The 23507-nt window shown below is 61.4% G+C and carries 25 protein-coding genes; 6 read left to right on the forward strand and 19 right to left on the reverse strand.

The features are described 5' to 3' along the window. Nucleotides 1-54: 54 nt before the first annotated feature. The 3 genes from dnaX to recR all read left to right on the forward strand — a co-directional run bounded on the left by dnaX (nucleotide 55) and on the right by recR (nucleotide 3190). Nucleotides 55-2094: a DNA polymerase III subunit gamma/tau gene (dnaX, locus tag ACRESH_RS08390; protein WP_431741547.1), complete on the forward strand. Its 2040-nt coding sequence runs from the start codon at nucleotides 55-57 to the stop codon at nucleotides 2092-2094. Nucleotides 2095-2163: 69 nt separating this feature from the next. Next, on the forward strand, nucleotides 2164-2490 hold the full coding sequence (locus ACRESH_RS08395; RefSeq protein WP_028945400.1) for a YbaB/EbfC family nucleoid-associated protein: 327 nt from the start codon (nucleotides 2164-2166) through the stop codon (nucleotides 2488-2490). 97 nt (nucleotides 2491-2587) lie between these two features. Then, on the forward strand, nucleotides 2588-3190 hold the full coding sequence (gene recR / locus ACRESH_RS08400) for a recombination mediator RecR (RefSeq protein ID WP_431741548.1): 603 nt from the start codon (nucleotides 2588-2590) through the stop codon (nucleotides 3188-3190). A 45-nt stretch (nucleotides 3191-3235) separates the two neighbouring features. Here the strand turns inward: recR and ACRESH_RS08405 are convergent, their stop codons facing one another. The 16 genes from ACRESH_RS08405 to ccoN (ACRESH_RS08480) form a co-directional block, all read right to left on the reverse strand. Then, nucleotides 3236-3784: an adenine phosphoribosyltransferase gene (locus tag ACRESH_RS08405; RefSeq protein ID WP_431741549.1), complete on the reverse strand. Its 549-nt coding sequence runs from the start codon at nucleotides 3782-3784 to the stop codon at nucleotides 3236-3238. Between the two features lie 54 nt (nucleotides 3785-3838). Further along, a complete protein-coding gene (gene fnrA / locus ACRESH_RS08410) occupies nucleotides 3839-4573 on the reverse strand; it encodes a Crp/Fnr family transcriptional regulator FnrA (RefSeq protein WP_038613200.1) in 735 nt (244 codons plus the stop codon). 175 nt (nucleotides 4574-4748) lie between these two features. Further along, the gene (gene hemN, locus ACRESH_RS08415) at nucleotides 4749-6131 is read right to left on the reverse strand and encodes an oxygen-independent coproporphyrinogen III oxidase (RefSeq protein WP_431741550.1); all 1383 of its coding nucleotides are present in this window, start codon (nucleotides 6129-6131) and stop codon (nucleotides 4749-4751) included. 83 nt (nucleotides 6132-6214) lie between these two features. Next, nucleotides 6215-6898: a sulfite exporter TauE/SafE family protein gene (locus ACRESH_RS08420; protein WP_431741551.1), complete on the reverse strand. Its 684-nt coding sequence runs from the start codon at nucleotides 6896-6898 to the stop codon at nucleotides 6215-6217. Next, nucleotides 6891-7103 (reverse strand): cbb3-type cytochrome oxidase assembly protein CcoS, encoded by a 213-nt coding sequence (gene ccoS / locus ACRESH_RS08425; protein ID WP_107025508.1) that lies wholly within the window; start codon nucleotides 7101-7103, stop codon nucleotides 6891-6893. The genes ACRESH_RS08420 and ccoS overlap by 8 nt, the downstream gene beginning before the upstream one ends. A gap of 12 nt (nucleotides 7104-7115) precedes the next feature. Beyond that, complete coding sequence (locus ACRESH_RS08430; protein WP_431741552.1) at nucleotides 7116-9569, reverse strand: heavy metal translocating P-type ATPase; 2454 nt, start codon at nucleotides 9567-9569, stop codon at nucleotides 7116-7118. Between the two features lie 59 nt (nucleotides 9570-9628). Then, nucleotides 9629-10168, reverse strand: coding sequence for a FixH family protein (locus tag ACRESH_RS08435; RefSeq protein WP_431741553.1), 540 nt, complete (start codon nucleotides 10166-10168; stop codon nucleotides 9629-9631). 12 nt (nucleotides 10169-10180) lie between these two features. Further along, nucleotides 10181-11608, reverse strand: coding sequence for a cytochrome c oxidase accessory protein CcoG (gene ccoG, locus ACRESH_RS08440; protein ID WP_431741554.1), 1428 nt, complete (start codon nucleotides 11606-11608; stop codon nucleotides 10181-10183). A gap of 287 nt (nucleotides 11609-11895) precedes the next feature. Next, a complete protein-coding gene (ccoP, locus tag ACRESH_RS08445) occupies nucleotides 11896-12876 on the reverse strand; it encodes a cytochrome-c oxidase, cbb3-type subunit III (protein WP_431741555.1) in 981 nt (326 codons plus the stop codon). Next, nucleotides 12873-13070 carry a cbb3-type cytochrome oxidase subunit 3 gene (locus ACRESH_RS08450; protein ID WP_431741556.1) on the reverse strand — a complete coding sequence of 66 codons (198 nt, stop codon included), beginning with the start codon at nucleotides 13068-13070 and terminating at the stop codon, nucleotides 12873-12875. The genes ccoP (ACRESH_RS08445) and ACRESH_RS08450 overlap by 4 nt, the downstream gene beginning before the upstream one ends. 5 nt (nucleotides 13071-13075) lie before the next feature. Further along, nucleotides 13076-13684, reverse strand: a complete 609-nt coding sequence (gene ccoO, locus ACRESH_RS08455; protein ID WP_431741557.1) for a cytochrome-c oxidase, cbb3-type subunit II — start codon at nucleotides 13682-13684, stop codon at nucleotides 13076-13078. Then, nucleotides 13684-15126 carry a cytochrome-c oxidase, cbb3-type subunit I gene (ccoN, locus tag ACRESH_RS08460; protein ID WP_431741558.1) on the reverse strand — a complete coding sequence of 481 codons (1443 nt, stop codon included), beginning with the start codon at nucleotides 15124-15126 and terminating at the stop codon, nucleotides 13684-13686. Before ccoN (ACRESH_RS08460) ends, ccoO (ACRESH_RS08455) begins: the two co-directional genes overlap by 1 nt. Nucleotides 15127-15613: 487 nt before the next feature. Beyond that, nucleotides 15614-16561 carry a cytochrome-c oxidase, cbb3-type subunit III gene (gene ccoP / locus ACRESH_RS08465; protein WP_431741559.1) on the reverse strand — a complete coding sequence of 316 codons (948 nt, stop codon included), beginning with the start codon at nucleotides 16559-16561 and terminating at the stop codon, nucleotides 15614-15616. After that, nucleotides 16558-16755, reverse strand: a complete 198-nt coding sequence (locus ACRESH_RS08470) for a cbb3-type cytochrome oxidase subunit 3 (protein ID WP_431741560.1) — start codon at nucleotides 16753-16755, stop codon at nucleotides 16558-16560. The genes ccoP (ACRESH_RS08465) and ACRESH_RS08470 overlap by 4 nt, the downstream gene beginning before the upstream one ends. Nucleotides 16756-16760: 5 nt before the next feature. Then, nucleotides 16761-17369, reverse strand: coding sequence for a cytochrome-c oxidase, cbb3-type subunit II (gene ccoO, locus ACRESH_RS08475; protein ID WP_431741561.1), 609 nt, complete (start codon nucleotides 17367-17369; stop codon nucleotides 16761-16763). Nucleotides 17370-17379: 10 nt separating this feature from the next. After that, complete coding sequence (gene ccoN, locus ACRESH_RS08480) at nucleotides 17380-18804, reverse strand: cytochrome-c oxidase, cbb3-type subunit I (RefSeq protein WP_431741562.1); 1425 nt, start codon at nucleotides 18802-18804, stop codon at nucleotides 17380-17382. A 49-nt stretch (nucleotides 18805-18853) separates the two neighbouring features. Between ccoN (ACRESH_RS08480) and ACRESH_RS08485 the strand changes: the two genes are divergently transcribed. Next, the gene (locus tag ACRESH_RS08485) at nucleotides 18854-19543 is read left to right on the forward strand and encodes an alpha/beta family hydrolase (RefSeq protein WP_431741563.1); all 690 of its coding nucleotides are present in this window, start codon (nucleotides 18854-18856) and stop codon (nucleotides 19541-19543) included. A 117-nt stretch (nucleotides 19544-19660) separates the two neighbouring features. On the opposite strand, the gene ACRESH_RS08490 is transcribed toward ACRESH_RS08485, so the two are convergent. Beyond that, nucleotides 19661-19945 (reverse strand): pyrimidine/purine nucleoside phosphorylase, encoded by a 285-nt coding sequence (locus ACRESH_RS08490; protein WP_431741564.1) that lies wholly within the window; start codon nucleotides 19943-19945, stop codon nucleotides 19661-19663. Between the two features lie 70 nt (nucleotides 19946-20015). Further along, nucleotides 20016-20567, reverse strand: coding sequence for an exonuclease domain-containing protein (locus tag ACRESH_RS08495; protein WP_431741565.1), 552 nt, complete (start codon nucleotides 20565-20567; stop codon nucleotides 20016-20018). A gap of 169 nt (nucleotides 20568-20736) precedes the next feature. On the opposite strand from ACRESH_RS08495, the gene ACRESH_RS08500 reads away from it, so the two are divergent. Then, nucleotides 20737-21540 carry a substrate-binding periplasmic protein gene (locus ACRESH_RS08500; RefSeq protein WP_431741566.1) on the forward strand — a complete coding sequence of 268 codons (804 nt, stop codon included), beginning with the start codon at nucleotides 20737-20739 and terminating at the stop codon, nucleotides 21538-21540. Nucleotides 21541-21599: 59 nt separating this feature from the next. Next, on the forward strand, nucleotides 21600-22613 hold the full coding sequence (locus ACRESH_RS08505) for a GNAT family N-acetyltransferase (RefSeq protein ID WP_431741567.1): 1014 nt from the start codon (nucleotides 21600-21602) through the stop codon (nucleotides 22611-22613). A 67-nt stretch (nucleotides 22614-22680) separates the two neighbouring features. Here ACRESH_RS08505 and ACRESH_RS08510 read toward each other — a convergent pair whose 3' ends face one another. Then, nucleotides 22681-23211, reverse strand: a complete 531-nt coding sequence (locus ACRESH_RS08510) for an RNA polymerase factor sigma-70 (protein ID WP_431741568.1) — start codon at nucleotides 23209-23211, stop codon at nucleotides 22681-22683. Between the last annotated feature and the right edge of the window lie 296 nt (nucleotides 23212-23507).

Raw genomic sequence — 23507 nt, forward strand, 5'->3', positions numbered from 1 at the left:
AGGCCTGCTCCGCTAGGATTAGCGGTCTTTGGTCTATCTATTTGACGGTTTTCGATGAGTTATCAGGTCCTTGCACGTAAATGGCGTCCGCGCTCGTTCCGCGAAATGGTCGGCCAGACCCATGTGCTCAAGGCCTTGATCAATGCGCTGGACAACCAGCGCCTGCACCACGCTTACCTGTTCACCGGTACCCGTGGCGTGGGCAAGACCACCATCGCGCGGATCATCGCCAAGTGCCTGAACTGCGAAACCGGCATCACCTCGACGCCCTGTGGCACCTGTTCAGTGTGCCGGGAGATCGACGAGGGGCGTTTCGTTGACCTGATCGAGATCGACGCCGCCAGCCGCACCAAGGTCGAAGATACCCGCGAACTGCTCGACAACGTGCAGTACGCACCGAGCCGTGGGCGCTTCAAGGTCTACCTGATCGACGAAGTGCACATGCTTTCCAGTCACTCGTTCAACGCCTTGCTGAAGACGCTGGAAGAGCCGCCGCCCTACGTCAAGTTCATCCTCGCCACCACTGATCCGCAAAAACTGCCGGCGACCATCCTGTCGCGTTGCCTGCAGTTTTCCCTGAAGAACATGACCCCCGAGCGGGTGGTCGAGCACTTGAGCCATGTGCTGGGTGCCGAGAATGTTCCGTTTGAAGACGATGCATTGTGGTTGCTTGGCCGTGCGGCCGACGGCTCGATGCGCGATGCCATGAGCCTGACCGACCAGGCCATCGCCTTCGGTGACGGCAAGGTGCTGGCGGCGGATGTGCGGGCCATGCTCGGCACTCTCGATCATGGCCAGGTCTATGGTGTGCTGCAGGCGCTACTCGAAGGTGACGCCCGTGCCTTGCTCGAAGCGGTGCGCCACCTGGCCGAGCAGGGGCCGGACTGGAGTGGCGTACTGGCCGAGATGCTCAATGTGCTGCACCGCGTCGCCATTGCCCAGGCGCTGCCTGAAGCCGTGGACAACGGCCAGGGCGATCGTGACCGGGTATTGGCGCTGGCTCAGGCGCTGCCTGCGGAAGATGTACAGTTCTACTACCAGATGGGCTTGATCGGTCGTCGTGACCTGCCATTGGCGCCTGAGCCGCGCGGTGGCTTCGAAATGGTGTTGTTGCGCATGCTGGCGTTCCGTCCAGCCGATACTGATGACGCGCCGACGCCGGTACTAAAGCCGGTGGGGATCAGCCAGGCCACAGCTGATTCGGCAAGTGCGGTGGCAGCAGCCAGTGCAGCCGCGTCTGCCGTGAATGCTGCGCCGGTTGTCGAGCCTACAGCTGTTGCTCCTGAGCCGGTAGTTGTTGCTGCGCCAGAGCCAGAGCCCATGCCAGTCGAGGTCCAGGTTGAGGCACCGGAGCCAGTTGTCGATTTGCCCTGGAACGATCCTGTCCCGGTCGAGCCTGCTGCCGAGCCTGAAGCTGCACCTGCGCCCGAACCTGTAGTCGAGCCGCAATCAGCCCCTGCGCCGGTTCAGGCTGTTGTTCGCCAGGACGAGCCTGCTCACGACGACAACATTGGCTACAGTCCCGCAGGCATGGATCGCGACGACGAGCCGCCGCTGGACGAAGATTACTATGAGCCGGAAATGGATCCGGCCAGCTACAGTTATCTGGATGAGTTGGCGATCGAGCATGTGCACGAGGAAGCGCCGGCAGTTGCCCTCGAGCCTTTGCCAGCGGCCATGCCGGCCACTGGCCTGGCGTTGCAATGGCTGGAATTATTCCCACAGTTGCCGATCTCCGGGATGACCGGCAGTATCGCCGCCAACTGTACCTTGATGGCCGCCGATGGCGATGATTGGCTGTTGCACCTGGACCCGGCCCATAGCGCGCTGTTCAATGCCACCCAGCAGCGACGCCTGAACGATGCCTTGAACCAGCATTTTGGGCGTACGCTCAAGTTGTCCATTGAGCTGATCCGTCCAGAGCAGGAAACCCCGGCTCAGGCGGCAGCGCGCAAACGCGCCGAGCGCCAGGGTGAGGCGCAGGCTTCGATCGAAGCCGACCCGCTCATCCAGCAGATGATCAAGCAGTTTGGTGCGATGGTCCGACACGATACCATTGAGCCTGTAGACGCCCAGGTAGCCCAGGGCGAATAAGCGAATGACACAAGCGGCCCGGGCCACGCCTGCGCCGCACCCCGTAAGTTTAAATTTGAGGTGATCCCCATGATGAAAGGTGGCATGGCCGGCCTGATGAAGCAGGCTCAGCAGATGCAGGAAAAAATGGCCAAGATGCAGGAAGAGCTGGCCAACGCCGAAGTGACCGGCCAATCGGGCGCAGGCCTGGTGAGTGTGGTGATGACCGGTCGTCACGACGTCAAGCGCATCAGCCTGGACGACAGCCTGATGCAGGAAGACAAGGAAGTGCTGGAAGACCTGATCGCTGCGGCGGTCAACGACGCAGTGCGCAAGGTCGAGCAGAACAGCCAGGAGAAGATGGGTGGCATGACCGCCGGCATGCAACTGCCGCCTGGTTTCAAGATGCCATTCTGAGTCAGCACTTGTAGTACCTTCGGTGGGAGCACGGCTGCAAGGTCGTTGCTCCCATCGTCGTTTTTCTCGCGATTTTTGAATTTTCAGGCTAATGACCATGAGCTTCAGCCCACTGATTCGCCAACTGATCGATGCCTTGCGCACCTTGCCTGGTGTCGGCCAGAAAACCGCCCAGCGCATGGCCCTGCAATTGCTTGAGCGCGACCGCAGCGGCGGCCTGCGCCTGGCCCAGGCGTTGAGCCAGGCCATGGAAGGGGTCGGGCATTGCCGTCAGTGTCGTACCTTGACCGAGCAAGAGCTGTGCCCGCAGTGCGCCGATACGCGCCGGGACGACACGCTGCTGTGCGTGGTCGAGGGGCCGATGGATGTCTATGCGGTGGAGCAGACCGGCTATCGCGGCCGTTACTTTGTGCTCAAGGGGCACCTGTCACCGCTCGATGGCCTGGGGCCTGAAGCCATCGGCATTCCCCAGTTGATGGCGCGCATTGAACAGCAAGGCACCTTCACCGAGGTGATCCTGGCCACCAATCCGACGGTGGAGGGTGAGGCGACGGCCCATTACATCGCCCAGTTGCTGGCGGACAAAGGTCTGGTTGCTTCGCGAATTGCCCATGGTGTGCCGTTGGGCGGAGAGCTGGAGCTGGTGGATGGCGGGACGCTGGCGCATTCGTTTGCGGGGCGCAAGCCGATTTCGTTGTGATTTTTTGACCTCATCGCGCCTTACCCCGCGATGAGGTCTGAAGGTTTAGCGCTCGCTCAACGAGAACTCGGTCAGGCAGAAGGTCGGAACACCCGTCGCCTGCAGCTTATGCGAACCACCCAGTTCCGGCAGGTCAATAATCGCCGCCGCCTCAAACACCTGCGCACCCATGCGACGCACCAGGTTGGTGGCTGCCAGTAAGGTACCGCCGGTGGCGATCAGGTCATCGAAAATCAGCACCGAGTCGCCTTCGCACAGGCTGTCGGCATGCACTTCGAGGAACGCTTCACCGTATTCGGTCTGGTAGCCTTCGGCGAGCACGTCGGCCGGCAGTTTGCCCTGCTTGCGGAACAGAATCAGCGGTTTGTTCAACTGGTGGGCGATGATTGAGCCGATCAGAAAGCCGCGGGCATCCATGGCACCAATATGGCTGAACTCGGCCTCGACATAACGCTCGATGAAGGCGTCAGCTACATGGCGCAAGCCCCGTGGCGACTGGAACAGCGGCGTGATATCACGAAAGATCACGCCAGCTTTCGGGAAATCCGCTACTGGGCGGATCAGGGCTTTGAGGTCGAAGGTATCGCTGTGCATGAGGCGGGTATCCTGAAAAACCAATGCCCGCCAGTATACCCTTATCCCGTGGCCTCAGCTCTCCAGTGCGCCACCGGCCAGGGCACACAGCTGGATCGGGTCGAGGATGTGAATTTCCTTGCCTTCGGCGGCGATCAGGCCGTTTTGCTGGAAGCGGGTGAAAACCCGTGAAACAGTTTCTACGGCCAGGCCCAGATAGTTGCCGATCTCGTTGCGCGACATGCTCAGGCGGAACTGATTGGCCGAATAACCACGGGCACGGAAGCGCGCCGAGAGGTTGACCAGGAAGGTGGCGATGCGTTCGTCGGCGGTTTTCTTCGACAGCAACAGCATCATCTGCTGGTCATCGCGAATCTCGCGGCTCATCACCCGCATCAGCTGCCGACGCAGCTGTGGCAGCTGTACCGAAAGCTCATCGAGGCGTTCGAAGGGGATTTCACAGACCGACGTGGTTTCCTGGGCCTGGGCCGATACCGGGTAGGTTTCGGTGTCCATGCCGGACAGGCCGACCAGTTCGCTGGGCAGGTGAAAGCCGGTAATCTGCTCTTCGCCGCCGTCGCTCAGGCTGAAGGTTTTCAGGGCGCCGGAGCGCACTGCATAGACCGAAGCGAAGTTGTCGCCCTGACGGAACAGAAATTCGCCTTTTTTCAGCGGTCGCCCGCGTTTGACGATTTCATCCAGTGCATCCATGTCTTCCATGTTCAACGACAATGGCAGGCACAGAGGCGCCAGGCTGCAATCCTTGCAATGGGCCTGGTTGTGAGGGCGCAGTTTGACTGGCTCGGACATTTCTTCATTCCTTGGGGGAAAGCACACATAAGCCGTAAGGGTAACTCAGGGCATGGGGTTTCGGCCAGCCCGCACCCGGGTAGGGTGCGCTGGTTGAGGTGCGGCGTATCGTCCGACCTCCCTTAAACATAGTGTGCTTTACAAGTATGACTGTAAACAGCGTCCGTGCCGGAGTTCAGATGACTCGGGAGAATCGTTGCTGGTTGTGCAGCCCGAGGTAGGCGTCGAAGACCATGCATACCGAGCGCACCAGCAGGCGTCCGGCGGGCAGTACCTGGATGCCCTGGTTGCTGAGGCTGATCAGGCCGTCGTTGTGCATGGCTTGCAGGGCGGACCACTGATCCTTGAAGTAACCGCGAAAATCGATGGTGAAGGTCTTTTCGATGGCCTCGAAATCCAGTTCGAAATGGCAGATCAGTTGCTGGATCACCGCGCGCCGCAGACGGTCGTCCGCGCTACATAGCAGACCCCGACTGGTGGCCAGCTGGGCACTGGACAGGGTCTCCTGGTAGCTGTTCAGGTCACTGGTGTTCTGGCAGTACAGGTCACCGATCTGGCTGATGGCCGAGACGCCGAGGCCGATCAGGTCGCAATGGCCGTGGGTGATGTAGCCCTGGAAGTTGCGCTGCAGGGTCGATTCTTCCTGGGCGATGGCCAGCTCGTCATCGGGCAGGGCGAAATGGTCCATGCCGATGTAGCGGTATCCGGCGGCGGTCAGTTGCTCGATGGTTCTGTGCAGCATTTCCAGCTTGGCGGCGGGTGCCGGCAGGTCATTGCTGTCGATGCGCCGCTGGGGCATGAAGCGTTCCGGCAGGTGGGCGTAATTGAACACAGACAGCCGGTCCGGTTGCAGCTTGATGACTTCTTCCACGGTGCGGGCAAAGACTTCCGGGGTCTGCTTGGGCAGGCCGTAGATCAGGTCGAGGTTGATCGAGCGAAACTGCAGGGTGCGTGCCGCTTCGATGATTGCCCGGGTCTGTTCCAGGCTTTGCAGGCGGTTGATCGCCCGTTGCACGGCGGGATCGAGGTCCTGTACGCCAAGGCTGACGCGGTTGAAGCCCAGCTCGCGCAGCAGGCCCATGGTCGGCCAGTCGGCCTCGCGCGGGTCGATCTCGATGCCGTAGTCGCCGGAGTCGTCGTCCAGCAGATTGAAATGCTGGCGCAAATGCGCCATCAGTTGGCGCAGTTCGACGTGACTGAGGAAGGTCGGGGTGCCGCCACCGAAATGCAGTTGCTCGACGGTCTGCTTGGGGTCCAGGTGGCAAGCGATCAACTGGATTTCCTGCTCCAGGCGCTGCAGGTAGGGTTGGGCGCGGGCACGGTCCTTGGTGATGACCTTGTTGCAGGCGCAGTAGTAGCAGATGTTGGCGCAGAACGGCACATGCACGTAGAGCGACAGGGGGCGTACGGCACGCCGGCTGTCACGCAGCGCATGCAGCAGGTCAAAGGAGCCGACTTCGCTGTGCAGTTGCACGGCGGTTGGATAGGAGGTGTAGCGTGGGCCGGACAGGTCGTAGCGACGGATCAGGTCGGAGTCCCAACGGAGTGCGTCGAGCATGTGGGCAATCCCCAGAATGAGCAGCAATGCCTGAAGTCTAGGGGGATGGGGTACAACCCGTGTTGATTTGTATCAACGGCGCTTCAGTGGCCCATCAGCCAGTGCTGGTGCGGCCCGGGCAGGGTCCAGAGGCCGAACAGGATGACCAGCAAACCGCCGGCGATGCGTACGCTGCGCTTGCGCAGCAGGGCACTGGTGCGTTCGGCGGCAAGCCCGGTGGTCAGCAGCACTGGCCAGGTGCCAAGACCGAAGGCCAGCATCAGCAGCGCGCTGTCGACGGCGTTGCCCTGGCTCGCGGCCCAGAGCAGGGTGCTGTAGACCAGGCCGCAGGGTAACCAGCCCCACAGGACACCCAGCAGCAGGGCACGGGGCTGGCTGGAAACCGGCAGCAAGCGGTTGGCCACTGGCTGTATGTGGCGCCACAGCCCGCGTCCCAGGCCTTCGATGCGGGTCAGGCCACTCCACCAGCCGGCCAGGTACAAGCCCATGCTGATCAACAGCAACGCCGCGACTACGCGCATGCCCAGGGCCACCGGGCTGTTGGCCACGGCCCAGCCGGCCAGGCCCAGCAGCAGGCCGGCCAGGGCGTAGCTGAAGATGCGCCCCAGGTTGTAGGCCAGCAGCAGGCGAAAGCGGCGGCTGCGCTGTTCCTTGGGAATGGCCAGGGTCAGGGCGCCCATCAGGCCGCCGCACATGCCCAGGCAATGGCCGCCGCCAAGCAGGCCGAGGATCAGCGCCGAGCTGAGCAGGGGTAGCAGTTCAAGCACGGGGCGGGGTACCGTCGTCGGGTTTCTTGCCGTCGGCTTCGTCCATGGCCGCAGTGTGCTGCGGGTCCTGGTCATCGAACAGGATGCTGTGGGCCGGGCTGTCGAGGTCATCGTACTGGCCGCTGTCCACCGCCCAGAAGAAGATGTAAATGGCAATGGCGACGATCAGCAGCGCGGCCGGAATCATGATGTAAAGCGCAGGCATGGGAGCTCCTGATCAGGCCGTGGCAGGGTGTGAGGCGCGGGTCGCTGCGCCGGTGGCAGCCGGATCGCTGATCCGGGTCAGGCGCAGGGCGTTGAGCACCACGATCAGCGAACTGACTGACATGCCGATCGCCGCCCACACCGGGGTGATCCAGCCCAGGGCGGCAAAGGGCAGCATCAGGCCATTATACAGCGCAGCCCAGAGCAGGTTCTCGATAATGATCCGTCGGGTGCGCCGGGCCAGGCTGAAGGCCTGCACCAGGGCGTCGAGGCGATTGGACAGCAGCACCGCATCGGCGCTGGTTTTGGCAAGGTCGGTGGCCGAGCCCATGGCGATGCTGATATCCGCAGCGGCCAGCACCGGTACATCGTTGACCCCGTCACCGAGCATCAGCACTTTGCGGCCTTGTTGTTGCAGCGCTTTGAGTTTTTCCAACTTGTCATCGGGGCGCAACCCGCCGATGGCCTGGTCAATCTGCAGCTCGGCGGCCACGCTTTGGACCATCGGCGAGCTGTCGCCGGACAGCAGCAGGGTCTGCCAGCCACGGGTGCGACAGGCGGCGAGCAGGTCGGCGGCGTCACTGCGCAGGCGATCATCGAGCACCAGCCAGGCCAGGGCGCCCTGGGCGTTGCCCAGTAGCAGCCATTGACCGGGTTCAGCGGGCATCGATGGGATCGCAGTGCCACTCAGGGCGCAGACAAAGCCGGGTTCGCCGATGCGCAGGCGTTGCCCTTGTACCACGCCTTCAAGCCCCAGGCCTGGCTCGGCCTGAACCTCGTCGGCGGGTACGCTGGCGCGCCCGAAGGCGCGGGCGATCGGGTGTTCGGAGCGATTCTCCAGGGCTGCGGCGAGCATCAGGCACTGATCGGCGTCGGCGTCAGCCAGCGGGCGAATGGCGCGCAAGGTCAGGCGGCCTTCGGTGAGGGTGCCGGTCTTGTCGAAGATCACCGTGTCGATCTGGTTCAGGCCTTCGAGCACGTGCCCGCGGGTCAGTAGCAGGCCGAGTTTGTGCAGGGTGCCGGTGGCGGCGGTCAGCGCGGTCGGTGTGGCCAGTGACAGCGCACAGGGGCAGGTGGCGACCAGCATGGCCAGAACGATCCAGAACGCCCGGGACGGGTCCAGTTGCCACCAGAGCAGGCCGATGGCGGCGGCCGCGACCAGGGAGAACAGCAGGAACCATTGCGAGGCACGGTCGGCGATTTCGGCCAGGCGCGGCTTTTCCGACTGGGCGCGCTCCAGCAGGCGGACAATGGCCGACAGGCGCGTGTCCTGGCCCAAGGCCTGGACTTCGACGGTCAGCGCACTTTCCACGTTCAGGGTCCCAGCGGTAACCGCATCGCCCGCGCGGCGGGGCTGTGGCAGGTACTCGCCGGTCAGCAGCGACTCATCGACACTCGACTGGCCGCTGACGATGCGCCCGTCGGCCGGCACGACATGGCCGGGTTGAATCAGTACGCAATCGCCCAGTTGCAGCTCACGGAGCAGGATCCGCTCGCTCTGGCCAGCCGCACCCAGGCGCAGGCAGGAGGCCGGCAGCAGGTTGACCAGTTGTGCGGTGGCGGCGGCGGTGCGCTCACGGGCGCGACGTTCCAGGTAACGCCCCGCCAGCAGGAACAGGGCGAACATGCCCACGGCATCGAAATACAGCTCGCCGCTGCCGGTGATCGCCGTCCAGATGCCGGCGCCATAGGCCAGGCCGATGGCCAGGGACACCGAGACGTCCATGGTCAGGTGGCGAGTGCGCAGATCGCGGGCGGCACCACGGAAGAACGGCGCACAGCTGTAGAAGACGATGGGGGTGGTCAGGAACAGCGCGACCCAGCGCAGGATGGTGTGCAGTTCGGGACTCAGGTCGATGTTGAATTCCGGCCAGGTGGCCATGGTCGCCATCATCGCCTGGAACCATAGCAGGCCGGCGACGCCCAGCTGGCGCAGGGCTATGCGGTTTTCATTGGCCAGTTGTTCAGCGGCGCGGTCGGCCTGATAGGGGTGCGCTGCGTAACCGATGTGGCGCAGCTCGGCCAATAGCTTGGACAGCGGTAACTGACTGTCGGCCCAGTTGACCTGCAGGCGGTGGTTGGACAGGTTCAGCCGCGCCTCGGCCACTGCAGGCAGGTTGCGCAGGTGCTTTTCGATCAGCCAGCCGCACGCGGCGCAGCTGATGCCTTCAATCAGCAGGGTGGTTTCGGCCAGCTCGCCGCTGTGGCGGACGAAAGGTTTTTGCACATCGGCACGGTCATACAGGGCCAGCTCGTCGACCAGTTGCTGGGGCAGGGCGTCGGGGTTGGCGCTGGCTTCGCTGCGATGCTGGTAATAGCTTTCCAGGTTACCGGCGACGATGGCTTCGGCCACGGCCTGGCAACCCGGGCAGCAGAACAGCCGGGCCTGGCCGAGTACCACGGCGGTGAAATGGCTGCCGGCGGGAACGGGCAGGGCGCAGTGGTAACAAGGCGTGGGGCTGGTCATGGCAATCTTCGCAGTAATTCAGGACGCCATCGCCGGCATTGCTGGCGAAGACGGGCGACTCATTTTTCCAGGTGTTCAGCCCCTTGCAGCGCTTCGTCACCCAACTGCAGGGTTTGGTCATGGCCGACCTGTTCTTCTTCGAACAGGCGCCAGACGTGCTCGTCCTGGCTGCCCAGCAATTCGACGAAGCGACGTCCTTCGATCTTGTCGCTGAGCTGGCCGATGTAGCGTCCGGCTTCGCTTGCGCTCTGGGTCAGGACGATCTTGCGGTCCTTCTCCGGCTGGGTAGGTGAGATCAGGTTCAGTTCCAGGGTTTTTGGCTGGCTGTTGCCGGTCAGGCGCAGCTCGACCTCACCGGTCAGCTCGTCCAGGTGCACGCTGGCCTTGAGGTTGAGGGTCTGGGCCAGCAGTTCACGGTCCAGTGAGCGGTTGATGCCTTTGCCGGCCTCGTAGTAGTTGTCGTTGACCAGGTTGTCCGGGTTGTTCACCGCAATGGTGACCATGGTCAGGCTCAGGGTCACCGAGGTGGCCAGCACGCCGATGATGATCCACGGCCAGAGGTGCTTGTACCAGGGGCTGGCGGCTGTAGCAGAAGGCATAGATTCAGTCTCTTATCGAATTTGTGGGCCAATGAACCGGCTCTTGGCTTCAACCTGGGTGGCGCTGTCGTCAGCGTCCTTGAGGGTGAAGGTGACTTCGTTGGTGCTCGACGGCAGTTGTTCCGGGGCCATCGACAGTTGTACCGGCAGACTGACGATGTCACCGGCCGCGACGCGGATTTCCTTCGCGCCTTCAAGCTTGAGGTCGGGCAGGCCAGCGGCTTCGAGCACATAGACGTGGTCGCGCTGGTCCTTGTTCATGACCTTCAGGCTGTAGACGTTTTCGATCCGGCCCTGGGCGTTTTCGCGGTACAGGACGCGGTCCTTGCTGACATCGAAGCCCACCAGCGAGCGCATCACGAAGGCGCTGGCGAGCAGGGCGATCATGGTCAGCAAGACCACGGCGTAGCCGATCAGGCGCGGGCGCAGCATGTGGGTTTTCTGCCCGGACAGGTTGTGCTCGGTGGTGTAACTGATCAGGCCCTTGGGGTAGTTCATCTTGTCCATGATGGTGTCACAGGCGTCGATGCAGGCGGCGCAGCCGATGCACTCGATCTGCAGGCCATCCCGAATGTCGATACCGGTCGGGCAGACCTGGACGCACATGGTGCAGTCGATGCAGTCACCCAGGCCGTTGGCCTTGTAGTCGAGGTCTTTCTTGCGTGGGCCACGGGTTTCACCGCGACGTGGATCGTAAGAGACGATCAGCGTGTCCTTGTCGAACATCACGCTCTGGAAGCGGGCATAGGGGCACATGTACACGCACACCTGCTCGCGCAGCCAGCCGGCGTTGCCATAGGTGGCCAGGGTGAAGAAACCGACCCAGAAATAGGCCCAGCCGTCGGCCTGGCCGGTAAAGAACTCCAGGGCCAGTTCGCGAATCGGCGAGAAGTAGCCGACGAAGGTCATGCCGGTGACAAAGCCGATCAGCAGCCACAGGCTGTGCTTGGCCAGTTTGCGCAGGAGCTTGTTGCTGCTCATGGGCGCCTTGTCCAGCTTCATGCGCTGGTTGCGGTCACCTTCAGTGACCTTCTCGCACCACATGAAAATCCACGTCCAGACGCTCTGCGGGCAGGTGTAACCGCACCAGACCCGGCCGGCGAATACGGTGATGAAGAACAGGCCGAAGGCGGCAACGATCAGCAGGCCGGAAAGCAGAATGAAGTCCTGGGGCCAGATCGTGGCGCCGAAGATGTAGAACTTGCGCTCTGGCAGGTTCCACCAGACGGCCTGGTGATTACCCCAGTTCAGCCAGACCGTGCCGAAATACAAGAGAAACAGTGCGGCGCCGCCGGCCATGCGCAAATTGCGAAACAGGCCGGTGAAAGCGCGGGTGTAGATCTTTTCCCGTGAGGCGTAGAGATCGACGCTGTCTTTGTCTTTGTCTTTGTCTTTACTGGCAGGCGGGGTGACATCATGTACTGGAATCTGCTTGCTCATCATTGAGTCCCACGGCAGTGGAATAATGCCGCGATCAGTACGTGCCGACCGCAGTCAGAAGTTTATGCTGCTCTGCGACGAATGATACGCCTGAAGTGGCGGTATGGGGCATGGCTGCGGCGTTTAGTCGCGTTGGGTTTGCCTGGTGATTAGTGTAGTGGGCGTGTCAATTGATCTGGGTCATGCGGGGCTGTAATGAAGGCTCTGCAGGCCCTATGGCCGGCTCGATGCGCTCGTAAAAAAGCCCCGCCAGTCTTCACTGACGGGGCCTTTGTTCAGCGTGCGAATTACTTCGCCTCGGCAGCCTTTTCACCTTGATGCGACAGGCTGTAGACATAGGCCGCCAACAGGTGGACCTTGTCGTTACCCTGGATCGCTTCCTGGGCAGGCATCTGGCCCTGGCGGCCGTAACGGATGGTCTGCTGCAGTTGAGCGAAGCTCGAACCGTAGATGAACGCCTGTGGGTGCGTCAGGTCCGGAGCGCCCATGGCTGGGGTGCCCTTGCCTTGAGGGCCGTGGCAGGCCACGCAGTTGGCGGCGAAGAGCTTCTGGCCATTGGCTGCGTCGGCTTTCGCACCTTCTGGCAGCTTGCGGCCATCAAGGTTGGTCAGCACGTAAGCGGCTACGTCAGCAACGCCTTGCTCGCCGATGACTTGCGACCAGGCCGGCATCACGCCGTGGCGACCGCCCATGATGGAGGCCTTGATGGTTGCCGGCTCACCGCCCCAGCGCCAGTCGTTGTCGGTCAGGTTGGGGAAGCCGTAGGAACCCTTGGCGTCGGAACCGTGGCACACCGAGCAGTTGGAGGCGAACAGGCGGCCACCCATCTTCAGGGCTTGCGGGTCCTTGGCTACTTCTTCAATAGGCATCGACGCGAATTTGGCGAAGATCGGCCCAAACTTGGCATCCGACCGCGCCATTTCCTTTTCCCACTCGTGCACGCCGGTCCAGCCGGCCTGACCGTTGGCGAACGCGGTCTTTTTCTCGTTATCCAGGTACTGATAGCCCGGCAGGAGGCCTTTCCAGTTGCCCAGGCCCGGGTACAGCACCAGGTAACCCAGGGCGAAAATGATGGTGCCGACGAACAGCATGAACCACCATTTTGGCAGCGGGTTGTCATACTCCTCGATGCCGTCGTAGGCATGGCCCACGGTTTCTTCAGTGGTTTCGCTGCGCTGGCCCTTGCGGGTGGACAGCAGCAGCCAGGTCAGGGCGAAGATGGTGCCCAGACTCAAAACGGTGACGTACAGACTCCAGAAGGTAGTCATTCGTTGTTACTCCTAGACGCTTTCGCTTGCGCTTGCTCGACGTGCTTGCTGGCTTCGGGATCATCCGCGAAGGGCAGCATGGTCGCTTCGTCGAACTCTGACTTGCGCCGAGAACTGAACACCCACAACGCCAGGCCGATAAAGGCCACCATCACAATGACAGTGCCCAGGCCACGAATCATCCCGATATCCATCAATGTCACCGTTTGCTTTTGATGATGGTGCCCAGGCCTTGCAGGTAGGCAACCAGGGCGTCCATTTCAGTCTTGCCCTTGACCGCGTCGCGGGCACCGGCGATGTCTTCATCGGTGTACGGTGTGCCGAGGGTGCGCAGGACTTCCATCTTCTTGACCGTGTCCTTGCCGTCGAGCTTGTTCTCCACTAGCCACGGGTAGGATGGCATCTTCGACTCGGGCACGACGTTGCGCGGGTTGTACAGGTGGGCGCGGTGCCAGTCATCGGAGTAACGACCGCCGACACGGGCCAGGTCCGGACCGGTACGCTTGGAGCCCCACAGGAACGGGTGATCCCAGACGCTTTCACCGGCCACCGAGTAGTGGCCGTAACGCTCGGTTTCGGCGCGGAACGGACGGATCATCTGCGAGTGGCACTGCACGCAGCCTTCGCGGATGTAAATGTCACGGCCTTCCAGCTCCAGCGCCGTGCGTGGCTTCATGCCCTCGACTGGCTTGTTGGTGACGTCCTGGAAGAACAGCGGGACGATCTGGGTCAGGCCGCCGATACTCACGGCGATGACCATGAAGAAGGCCAGCAGGCCGATATTCTTCTCGACTACTTCATGCTTCATCAGTGAGCTCCAACTACAGAGATCTGAGCAGCGGCTTCAGCTTCGGCCGGCTTCGAGGCGCGTACGGTACGGTAGACGTTGTACGCCATCAGCAACATGCCGGAGGCGAAGAACGCACCGCCCAGGGCGCGGACGATAAAGCCCGGATGGCTGGCCTGCAGGGCTTCGACGAAGGAGTAGGTGAGGGTGCCGTCGTCGTTGATCGCACGCCACATCAGGCCCTGGGTGATGCCGTTGACCCACATCGAGGAGATGTACAGCACGGTACCGATGGTCGCCAGCCAGAAGTGCGCGTTGATCAGGCCGATGCTGTGCATCTGCTCGCGACCGTAGACTTTGGGGATCATGTGGTACAGGGCGCCGATCGAGATCATCGCTACCCAGCCCAAGGCGCCGGCGTGTACGTGACCCACGGTCCAGTCGGTGTAGTGCGACAGCGAGTTGACGGTCTTGATCGCCATCATCGGACCTTCGAAGGTCGACATGCCGTAGAACGCCAGGGAAACCACCAAAAAGCGCAGGATCGGGTCGGTGCGCAGCTTATGCCAGGCGCCCGAGAGGGTCATCATGCCGTTGATCATGCCACCCCAGCTTGGCGCCAGGAGAATGATCGACATGGCCATGCCCAGCGACTGCGCCCAGTCCGGCAGGGCGGTGTAGTGCAGGTGGTGGGGGCCGGCCCAGATGTACAGGGTGATCAGTGCCCAGAAGTGCACGATCGACAGGCGATAGGAGTAGATCGGACGCTCGGCCTGCTTGGGCACGAAGTAGTACATCATGCCCAGAAAGCCCGTGGTCAGGAAGAAGCCCACGGCGTTGTGGCCGTACCACCACTGGATCATCGCATCGGTGGCACCTGAGTAAGCCGAGTAGGACTTGAACAGGCTGACCGGCAGGGAAGCGTGGTTGACGATGTGCAGCATCGCGGTGACCACGATGAAGGCACCGTAGAACCAGTTACCTACATAGATGTGCTTGGTCTTGCGCTTGACGATGGTACCGAAGAACACCACACCGTAGGTGACCCAGACAATGGCCAGCAAAATGGCGATCGGCCATTCAAGCTCTGCGTATTCCTTGGTCGTGGTGTAGCCCAGTGGCAGGGTGATGAGCGCACCGACGATCACCGCTTGCCAACCCCAGAAGGTGAAGGCCGCGAGGCTGTCGGAGATCAGTCGCGTCTGGCAGGTACGCTGCACGACATAATAGGAAGTGGCAAACAGTGCACAACCACCGAAGGCGAAAATCACCAGGTTGGTGTGCAGTGGGCGCAGGCGGCCGAAGCTCGTCCATGGCAGGTCCAGGTTGAGCTGGGGCCATACCAGTTGCGAGGCGATGAAGACGCCAAGCCCCATGCCAAGGATCCCCCAGACCACCGTCATGATGGCGAACTGGCGGACGACCTTATAGTTATAAGCAGTCGGACTGATTGCTGTGCTCATTCTAAGGTTCCACGGTTTGGGTGTTTTTGTAGGTTAAAAAATCGGCGCAAGTATGTATAAACCGTGTGGTTATTGCAACGCGATGGCTCCCGCGCCGACCTTTGCCAAAGCCCGATCTACCGCTGTTTCGAGCGTTGCTGGCGGACAAAGTGTACACAATTATATGTTTGATATGTGTACCGTTATTCATCTTTTCTTGTCCAATCGGTCAGGCTTGCTGTGACCAGTTCCTGTTGTCCAGAAACGGCTACAAAGAGGTCGAGCCGATCCCATCTGCCTTTGCACGCATTCTTCAACAGCCACGACCGGCCATGGGGATTATCAGGCCCCGGGTTGCGGTCGCTTTGGCAACAAGCTTAGTTGCGATCAAGGCGGGTGCAAGGCGCGGTGGCGGGGGAGGTGCGACACTTGGTCGCAAGGGGGAAATGGAACCGCCGCATCCAATGGGATGCGGCGGTTTGAGTCAAGGCTCAGTTACGCAATGATTTTACTTGGCAGTCAGGCTTTCGCCCTGAGCCGGTTGATCCTGGGACAGGCTGTACACATAGGCAGCCAGCAGGTGGACTTTGTCGTTACCCTGGATGGCTTCCTGGGCAGGCATCTGACCCTGGCGACCATAGCGAATGGTCTGTTGCAGCTGGGCGAAGCTCGAACCGTAGATGAAGGCTTGTGGATGAGTCAGGTCCGGTGCGCCCATAGCCGGCGTGCCCTTGCCTTGAGGACCGTGGCAGGCCACACAGTTGCTCGCGAAGAGCTTCTCGCCGTTGCCGACATCAGCCTTGGTGCCCTCTGGCAGCTTGCGTCCATCGAGGTTGGTCAGGACGAAAGCGGCCACGTCGGCCACCCCTTGCTCACCAATCACCTCGGCCCAGGCCGGCATGACGCCGTGGCGGCCACTCATGATCGACTGCTTGATGGTGTCCGGATCGCCGCCCCAGCGCCAGTCCTTGTCGGTGAGGTTAGGGAAGCCGTAGGCGCCCTTGGCGTCGGAGCCGTGGCAGACCGAGCAGTTGGAGGCGAACAGACGGCCACCCATTTTCAGGGCCTGCGGATCCTTGGCCACTTCCTCAACCGGCATAGCGGCAAATTTGGCGAAGATCGGACCGAACTTGGCATCCGCCTTGTCCATTTCCTTCTGCCATTCATTGACCTGGGTCCAGCCGTCCTGATAGCCCGGCAGGATGCCTTTCCAGTTGCCCAGGCCCGGGTAGAGGATCAGGTAGCCCACCGAGAACACCAGAGTGCCGACGAACAGCCAGAACCACCACTTGGGCAGCGGGTTGTCGTACTCCTCGATGCCGTCGAAGCTGTGGCCCATGGTCTGGTCGCCGCCGTTGGGCTTTTCGCCCTTGCGCGTGGCCAGCAGCAGCCAGGTCAAGCCGATCAGGCTGCCGATGGTCAGTACGCAGATGTACGTACTCCAGAAGGTGGTCATTGCCCGTTACTCCTCGATGCGGGTTCGTTGGCGGTAGGTGCAAGGCGGTCATCGGCGAACGGCAACAGGCTTGCCTCGGCAAACTCGCGGTCACGCCGACCGTTGAACACCCACAGCGACAGGCCGATGAAGGCGATGGCCACCAGCAGGGTGCCCAGGCCGCGCAACTGGCCGATATCCAGAGTGAAGTCCATGGCCTTTACCTCTTGTTCTTGATCGCGGTGCCAAGCACCTGCAGGTAGGCGACCAGCGCATCCATTTCGGTCTTGCCCTTGATCGATTCCAGCGCACCGCTGATATCGGCATCGGTGTAGGGCACGCCCAGGGTGCGCATGGTGCGCAGCTTGGTCTCGGTGTGACTGCTGTCCACTGGGTTTGCCACCAACCACGGGTAGGCCGGCATCTTCGACTCCGGCACGACGTTGCGCGGGTTGTACAGGTGCGCACGGTGCCAGTCATCGGAGTAACGACCGCCAACACGGGCCAGGTCCGGACCGGTGCGCTTGGAGCCCCACAGGAACGGGTGGTCCCAGACGCTTTCACCGGCCACCGAGTAGTGGCCGTAGCGCTCGGTTTCAGCACGGAATGGACGGATCATCTGCGAGTGGCACTGTACACAGCCTTCACGGATGTAAATGTCACGGCCTTCCAGTTGCAGCGCGGTGTAGGGTTTCATGCCTTCAACCGGCTTGTTGGTGACGTCCTGGAAGAACAGCGGGACGATTTGGGTCAGGCCACCGATGCTGACGGCAAAGACCATCAACAGCACCAGCAGGAAGACGTTTTTCTCGATTACTTCGTGTTTCATCTGGGTCTCCTCAGGCCAGCTGCACGGCGGCAGGGGCGGTCGCGGTCACCGGGGCACGCACGGTGCGCCAGGTGTTCCAGGCCATCAGGAACATGCCGGTGAGGAAGATCGCCCCGCCGACGAAGCGCACGATGAAGCCAGGGTGGCTGGCCACCAGGGTTTCGACGAAGGAGTAGGTCAGCGTGCCGTCGGCGTTGACCGCACGCCACATCAGGCCCTGGGCGATGCCGTTGACCCACATCGAGGCGATGTAGAGCACGGTGCCGATGGTGGCCAGCCAGAAGTGGGCGTTGATCAGGCCCAGGCTATACATCTGCTCGCGACCGAAGACTTTCGGGATCATGTGGTACAGCGCGCCGATCGAGATCATTGCCACCCAGCCCAGAGCGCCGGCGTGTACGTGGCCGATGGTCCAGTCGGTGTAGTGGGACAAGGCGTTGACGGTCTTGATCGCCATCATCGGACCTTCGAAGGTCGACATGCCGTAGAACGCCAGGGAAACCACCAAAAAGCGCAGGATCGGGTCGCTGCGCAGCTTATGCCAGGCCCCCGACAGGGTCATCATGCCGTTGATCATGCCGCCCCAGCTCGGTGCCAGGAGGATCAGCGACATGATCATGCCCAGCGACTGTGCCCAGTCGGGCAGTGCGGTGTAGTGCAGGTGGTGGGGACCTGCCCAGATGTACAAGGTGATCAGCGCCCAGAAGTGCACGATCGACAGGCGATAGGAGTACACCGGACGTTCAGCCTGCTTGGGCACGAAGTAATACATCATGCCGAGGAAGCCTGCAGTCAGGAAAAAGCCCACGGCGTTGTGCCCGTACCACCACTGCACCATGGCGTCAGTGGCGCCACCGTACAGCGAGTAGGACTTGGTCAGGCTGACCGGCACTTCCAGGTTGTTGACGATATGCAGGATCGCCACGGTGATGATGAACGCCCCGAAGAACCAGTTGCCCACGTAGATGTGCTTGGTGGTGCGCTTCATCAGGGTACCGAAGAACACCACGGCGTAGGCGACCCAGACAATGGTGATCAGGATATCGATCGGCCATTCCAGTTCGGCGTACTCCTTGGAGCTGGTATAACCCAGCGGCAGGCTGACCGCGGCAAGCACGATCACCAACTGCCAGGCCCAGAAGGTGAATGCGGCCAGGCGTGGTGAAAACAGGGTGGTCTGGCAGGTGCGCTGGACTGAATAGTAGGAAGCGGCGAACAGCGCGCAACCACCGAAGGCGAAGATCACCGCGTTGGTGTGCAGCGGGCGCAGGCGCCCGAAGCTGGTCCAGGGGAGGTCGAAGTTGAGCGAAGGCCAGACGAGTTGCGCGGCAAGAAAAACGCCGAGCCCCATCCCGACGATTCCCCACACCACCGTCATAATGGCGAATTGGCGGACCACCTTGTAGTTGTAGGCGGTACTGCTGGTTGTGTTCATGTATGGGTTCCCATCCACGGTTATAGGCAGGCTAAATAGCGAGGTAAGCATGAGTAATGGGCAAGTGGCCGGTATTGACGGGGATCAATGGGCGCGGCTGCTCGAAAGCCGTGGCTGGCGCTGGAATGCCCCGCAAAATCAGGGGGATGGCGAGCAATCAGGGTGTCTGATTCTGGCCCATGGTGCCGGTGCGCCGATGGACAGCGGGTTCATGGAAGACATGGCGCAAAGGCTGGCGGCACAAGGCCTGGGGGTGCTGCGTTTCGAGTTTCCCTACATGGCGCAGCGGCGTGTCGATGGCGGCAAAAGGCCTCCAAATCCTCAGGCCAAGCTGCTGGAATGCTGGCGCGAGGTGTATCAGCAGGTGCGACCATTGGTCACTGGGGCGCTTGCCATCGGCGGCAAGTCCATGGGCGGGCGTATGGCGAGCCTGCTGGCCGATGAACTGGGGGCCGATGCGCTGGTGTGTCTGGGTTATCCCTTTTATGCCGCAGGCAAGCCGGAAAAGCCGCGAGTGGCGCATCTGGCCGAATTGCAGACACCGACGCTGATCATCCAGGGCGAGCGGGATGCTTTGGGTAATCGGCAGACGGTGGAGGGGTATGAGTTGTCGTCAGCAATCGAGCTGTGCTGGCTGCAAGCGGGGGATCATGACCTGAAGCCGTTGAAGGCGTCGGGGTTCAGCCATGGCGATCATCTGGCGACGGCTGCGCAGAGGATTGCGGCGTTTTTGCGTTGATGGGCGGAAAGTAGGAGCGGATTCATCCGCGAAGGGCCGCAACGCGGCCCCAAGGGCTGGGCCTGCTGCGCAGTCCTTCGCGGATGAGTCCGCACTCGCTCAGTGCAGCAACCAGGCTCAGTCGCGGTATTCGCACAGGTAGGCGGTATCCACGGCCACCTTCAGCTGGAACTTGCTGTTGGCCGGCACATTGAACTGGCTGCCTGCCGAGAAAGTCTCCCAGTTTTCGCTGTCGGGCAGTTTGACGGTCAAGGCGCCAGACACCACATGCATGATTTCACGCTGGGCAGTGCCAAATTCGTACTCGCCGGGGGCCATAACGCCGACAGTGGCCGGACCTTCGGCGCTGCCGAAAGCGATCGACTTGACCGTGCCATCAAAGTACTCGTTGACCTTAAACATGGGCGACTCCTGAAAAGGGGCTGAAAAGGCTGGCCAGTATGCCCAAGGCGCCTGGCGCCGTCATCCGCTTTCAGTTGCCGTTGGCCGACAGGGTCAGGGGCAGCAACCGTGCGGTGTTGCGGGCATCTTCCAGGGCCCGGTGCTGCTGGCCGCTGAACTGCAGGCCGGCCAGTTGCAAGGCACCGTTCAGGCCGAGTGGGCGCTGCAGGTGGCGTGCCTTGGCAAAACGTTGCTTGAGGTTGATGTGGGGCAGGGTGGCCAGCAGGCTGTACAACTGATGCTGTTGCCATTCCTGCAGCAGTTGTTGGCGATCATAGTCGCCCCAGCTGACCCAGGCTTGAAGATGCCCCTGATGATGTCCGATCCAGCGTTCGAACTGCCCCCACACTTCACCGAAGGGGGCGGCCGTGTCGACATTCGCTTGGCTGATATGCGTTAACTCACGGCAGAAAGGGGTGAGTTGCGGGCGTCGTCGCGGTTTGACGAAACGCTGGAAATGATCGACCTCACGGCCCTGTCGATTGACCAGCGTCGCACCAATTTCGATGACCTCCATATCCGTGACCGGCCAACCCCCATCCTCTGTGGTGGCTTCCAGGTCGATCACCAGCCAATGCCCCATAGTAGGCTCCCTTGCAAGACTCGCTAGAGAGTAGCCAAACTTGAACGCTTGGGGTATCCCCTGGCGTTTTGCCTGTCACTGGTATTTGGCACAATCGATGGTTGTGCAGCGCCCGGAAAACGCCTAGCTTAGCTTGAATCCGGTTAAAACCCGCAAAGAGTGTGTTGCTTTGACTCCAACGCCCATGCCGCAGGCTGTGTCTTTCCTGTTCATGCTCGCCACCTTGTGGCTGGCGTCGCCGGCCCAAGCGCTCGAGGCGGTCGAGGTCAAGGTCGGTGCCGCACATTTCCCTCCTTATACAGTGCGTCCGGAGAAGGGCGCCGAGACGGGGCTGTTGCCACAGTTGGTCGAGGCGCTGAATAACGCCCAGCAGCGCTACCATTTCGTCCTGGTGCCTACCTCGATCCCGCGCCGCTTCGGTGATTTCCAGCAGGGGCGTACCGACATGGCGATCTTCGAGAATCCCCTGTGGGGCTGGCAGGACATTCCCCATGTGAAGGTCGACATGGGCCTGGAAGATGCCGAGGTGTTTGTTGCCCATCGCCAGCCCGATCGTGACGAAAGCTATTTTGCCGACCTCAGCGGCAAGCGCCTGGCGTTGTACAGCGGCTATCACTACGCCTTTGCCAACTTCAATGCCGATCCCAAGTACCTGGCCGAGCACTACAACGCGACCTTGACCTACTCCCACGATAGCAACCTGCTGATGGTCCAGCGTGGTCGGGCAGATGTCGCCCTGGTGACCCGCTCCTACCTCAGCGATTTTCTCGTGCGCAATCCGAGTAGCGTCGGGCAGATACTGACGTCCGAGCGGGTCGATCAGGTTTATCACCATTACGCCTTGCTGCGTCCTGGCGCACCGATCAGTGGCTCGGCCTTCGCCAGCCTGCTGCATCAGTTGCGTGACCAAGGCGAACTGTTACGGATTTTCCAGCCTTACCAGATCAGCGTAAGCCCACCCAAGGCGGACTAAATTCAACGCTGGCGACAACGTTTAGAAAGGTGAGCACTTTTCCTTCGTGAGCCAAGACCATGCCGTTCGACACTGCTTCGCAAACGTTGTCCTTGCCCCGCTGGCGTAGCCTGCAAGCCGATGAAACTGACTGTCACCTGAGCCTGGTGCTTGAGGACAGCCCGCTGATTCGTGTACGCCTTGTGCGCGGCGAAACCTTGCAGGTTCACCTTGAAGACTACACCCGGGAGCGCCCACACCAGGCATTGTGGGCGGCATGCTATTGGCTCTTCGCCCGCGATCCCGGATGCCAGCGCCTGACCTGGCACCTGAACCGCTCGCCTGATGAAGCCTTGCGCAGCGGCTTGTTGATTGCGGGGGGCGAGGCCGGGCAGTACAGCTGTGAAAGAACCCTGTTCTGGCAGTTGCCACAACCCTGGCTGGGGCAAGTTGTGGACGATGTCTACCCGCAGCACATGCAGATCACGCAAGGCAAGCGCCATCCGCGCCGAGCGCCAAAGCCCCGTGGTGAAGTGTATCGTCGTTTCGACGCGCGCCTGGGTGCCTGGGTGTCCTTGCGGACCCTGGAAATCGACCACGACCTGGAGCGTTTCAACCGCTGGCAGAACAACCCGCGGGTCCTGAACTTCTGGCAGGAAGGCGGCAGCCTCGAACAGCACCGTGACTACCTGGGCAAGCTGCAGGCCGACCCTCACAGCCTGACCTTGATCGGTTGTTTCGATGATCAACCGTTTGCCTATTTCGAGGCCTATTGGGCCAAGGAAGACCGCATCGCCCCGTTCTATGCTGCCGATGATTACGATCGTGGTATTCACATGCTGGTGGGTGAGGAGCATCACCGTGGTCCGCACAAGGTTGCCAGCTGGCTGTCGGCCCTGGTCCACTACCTGTTTCTCGACGACCCGCGAACCCAGCGGGTGGTGGCAGAACCGCGTGCCGACAACAGCAAGATGATCGGCCACATGCACGACCAGTGCTTTCATTGCGAGAAGGAGTTCGACTTCCCGCACAAGCGGGCGGCCTTGATGATTCTGGGAAGGGAGCGGTTCTTCGAGCGGTGTAGGCTCGCTTGAGGTTCAAGTTGCAAGCTACAAGCTTCAAGTTGATCGTGCGCAACTTGCCGCTTGTAGCTTGCAGCTCTCAAGTCCTCTGACTTGAGACCCTCCGACAATGGACCAGGGCGTCGCGGATCATGAAGTTGACCAGGGTCGGCGAGACGCCCAGTTCCTTGGCGATGTCTTTTTGTGCGACACCGTGCAGGCGATACATCTCGAATGCATAGCGAGTGCGCTGCGGCAGTTCGTTCAAGGCGTCGGCGATGTGTTCCAGGGTGGCGAAGTTGATGTGCGTGGCTTCGGGCGAGGCGCCCTGGATGACTACGTTCAGGCCTTCCTCTTCGCTGCCGGAGTACTTGAGCTCCATGGACTGCTTGCGATAGTGGTCAATGGCCAGGTTGCGCACGATCTGGAAAAGGTAACTCAGCTGGGCCTTGAACGAGGAGGTGATCTGCGGCGCAGAGCTGAGTCGAAAGAAGGCGTCCTGCACCACGTCTTCAGCGCGGGAGCGACAGCCGGTGATACGTGCGGCGATCTTGACCAGAATGCTGCGGTTGTCAACAAACGCCTGGAGTAACGGTGAATCGCACTTACTTGTGGATAGTTGTTCCGCCATGGAAATCACCTTATCTCTAAGAGGGAAGTGGAGCGCTCCACGCTAGGAGGCTTCCTACGACGTGCGACAAGCTATTCTTAATGATAATTATTGTCAAATGAGAAAAGTAATGCGTATCGGGTAATTTTGGTTATAAGTCCAAGCGTGTGATCCGCTTCAAATAGTCCCCGCCTGAAACCCTGCCGAAGCAGCATGCGGCGCTTAATTATTTGCCCTGTCCATCCGTTCCTCTGTGTACATCCCCCGGCGCTCGACAGGCGCAACATGCAACCGCAAAGCCGGTCCGCGCCACTGTC

It is taken from the genome of Pseudomonas sp., assembly GCF_050739775.1.
In the GTDB taxonomy this organism is placed as follows: domain Bacteria; phylum Pseudomonadota; class Gammaproteobacteria; order Pseudomonadales; family Pseudomonadaceae; genus Aquipseudomonas.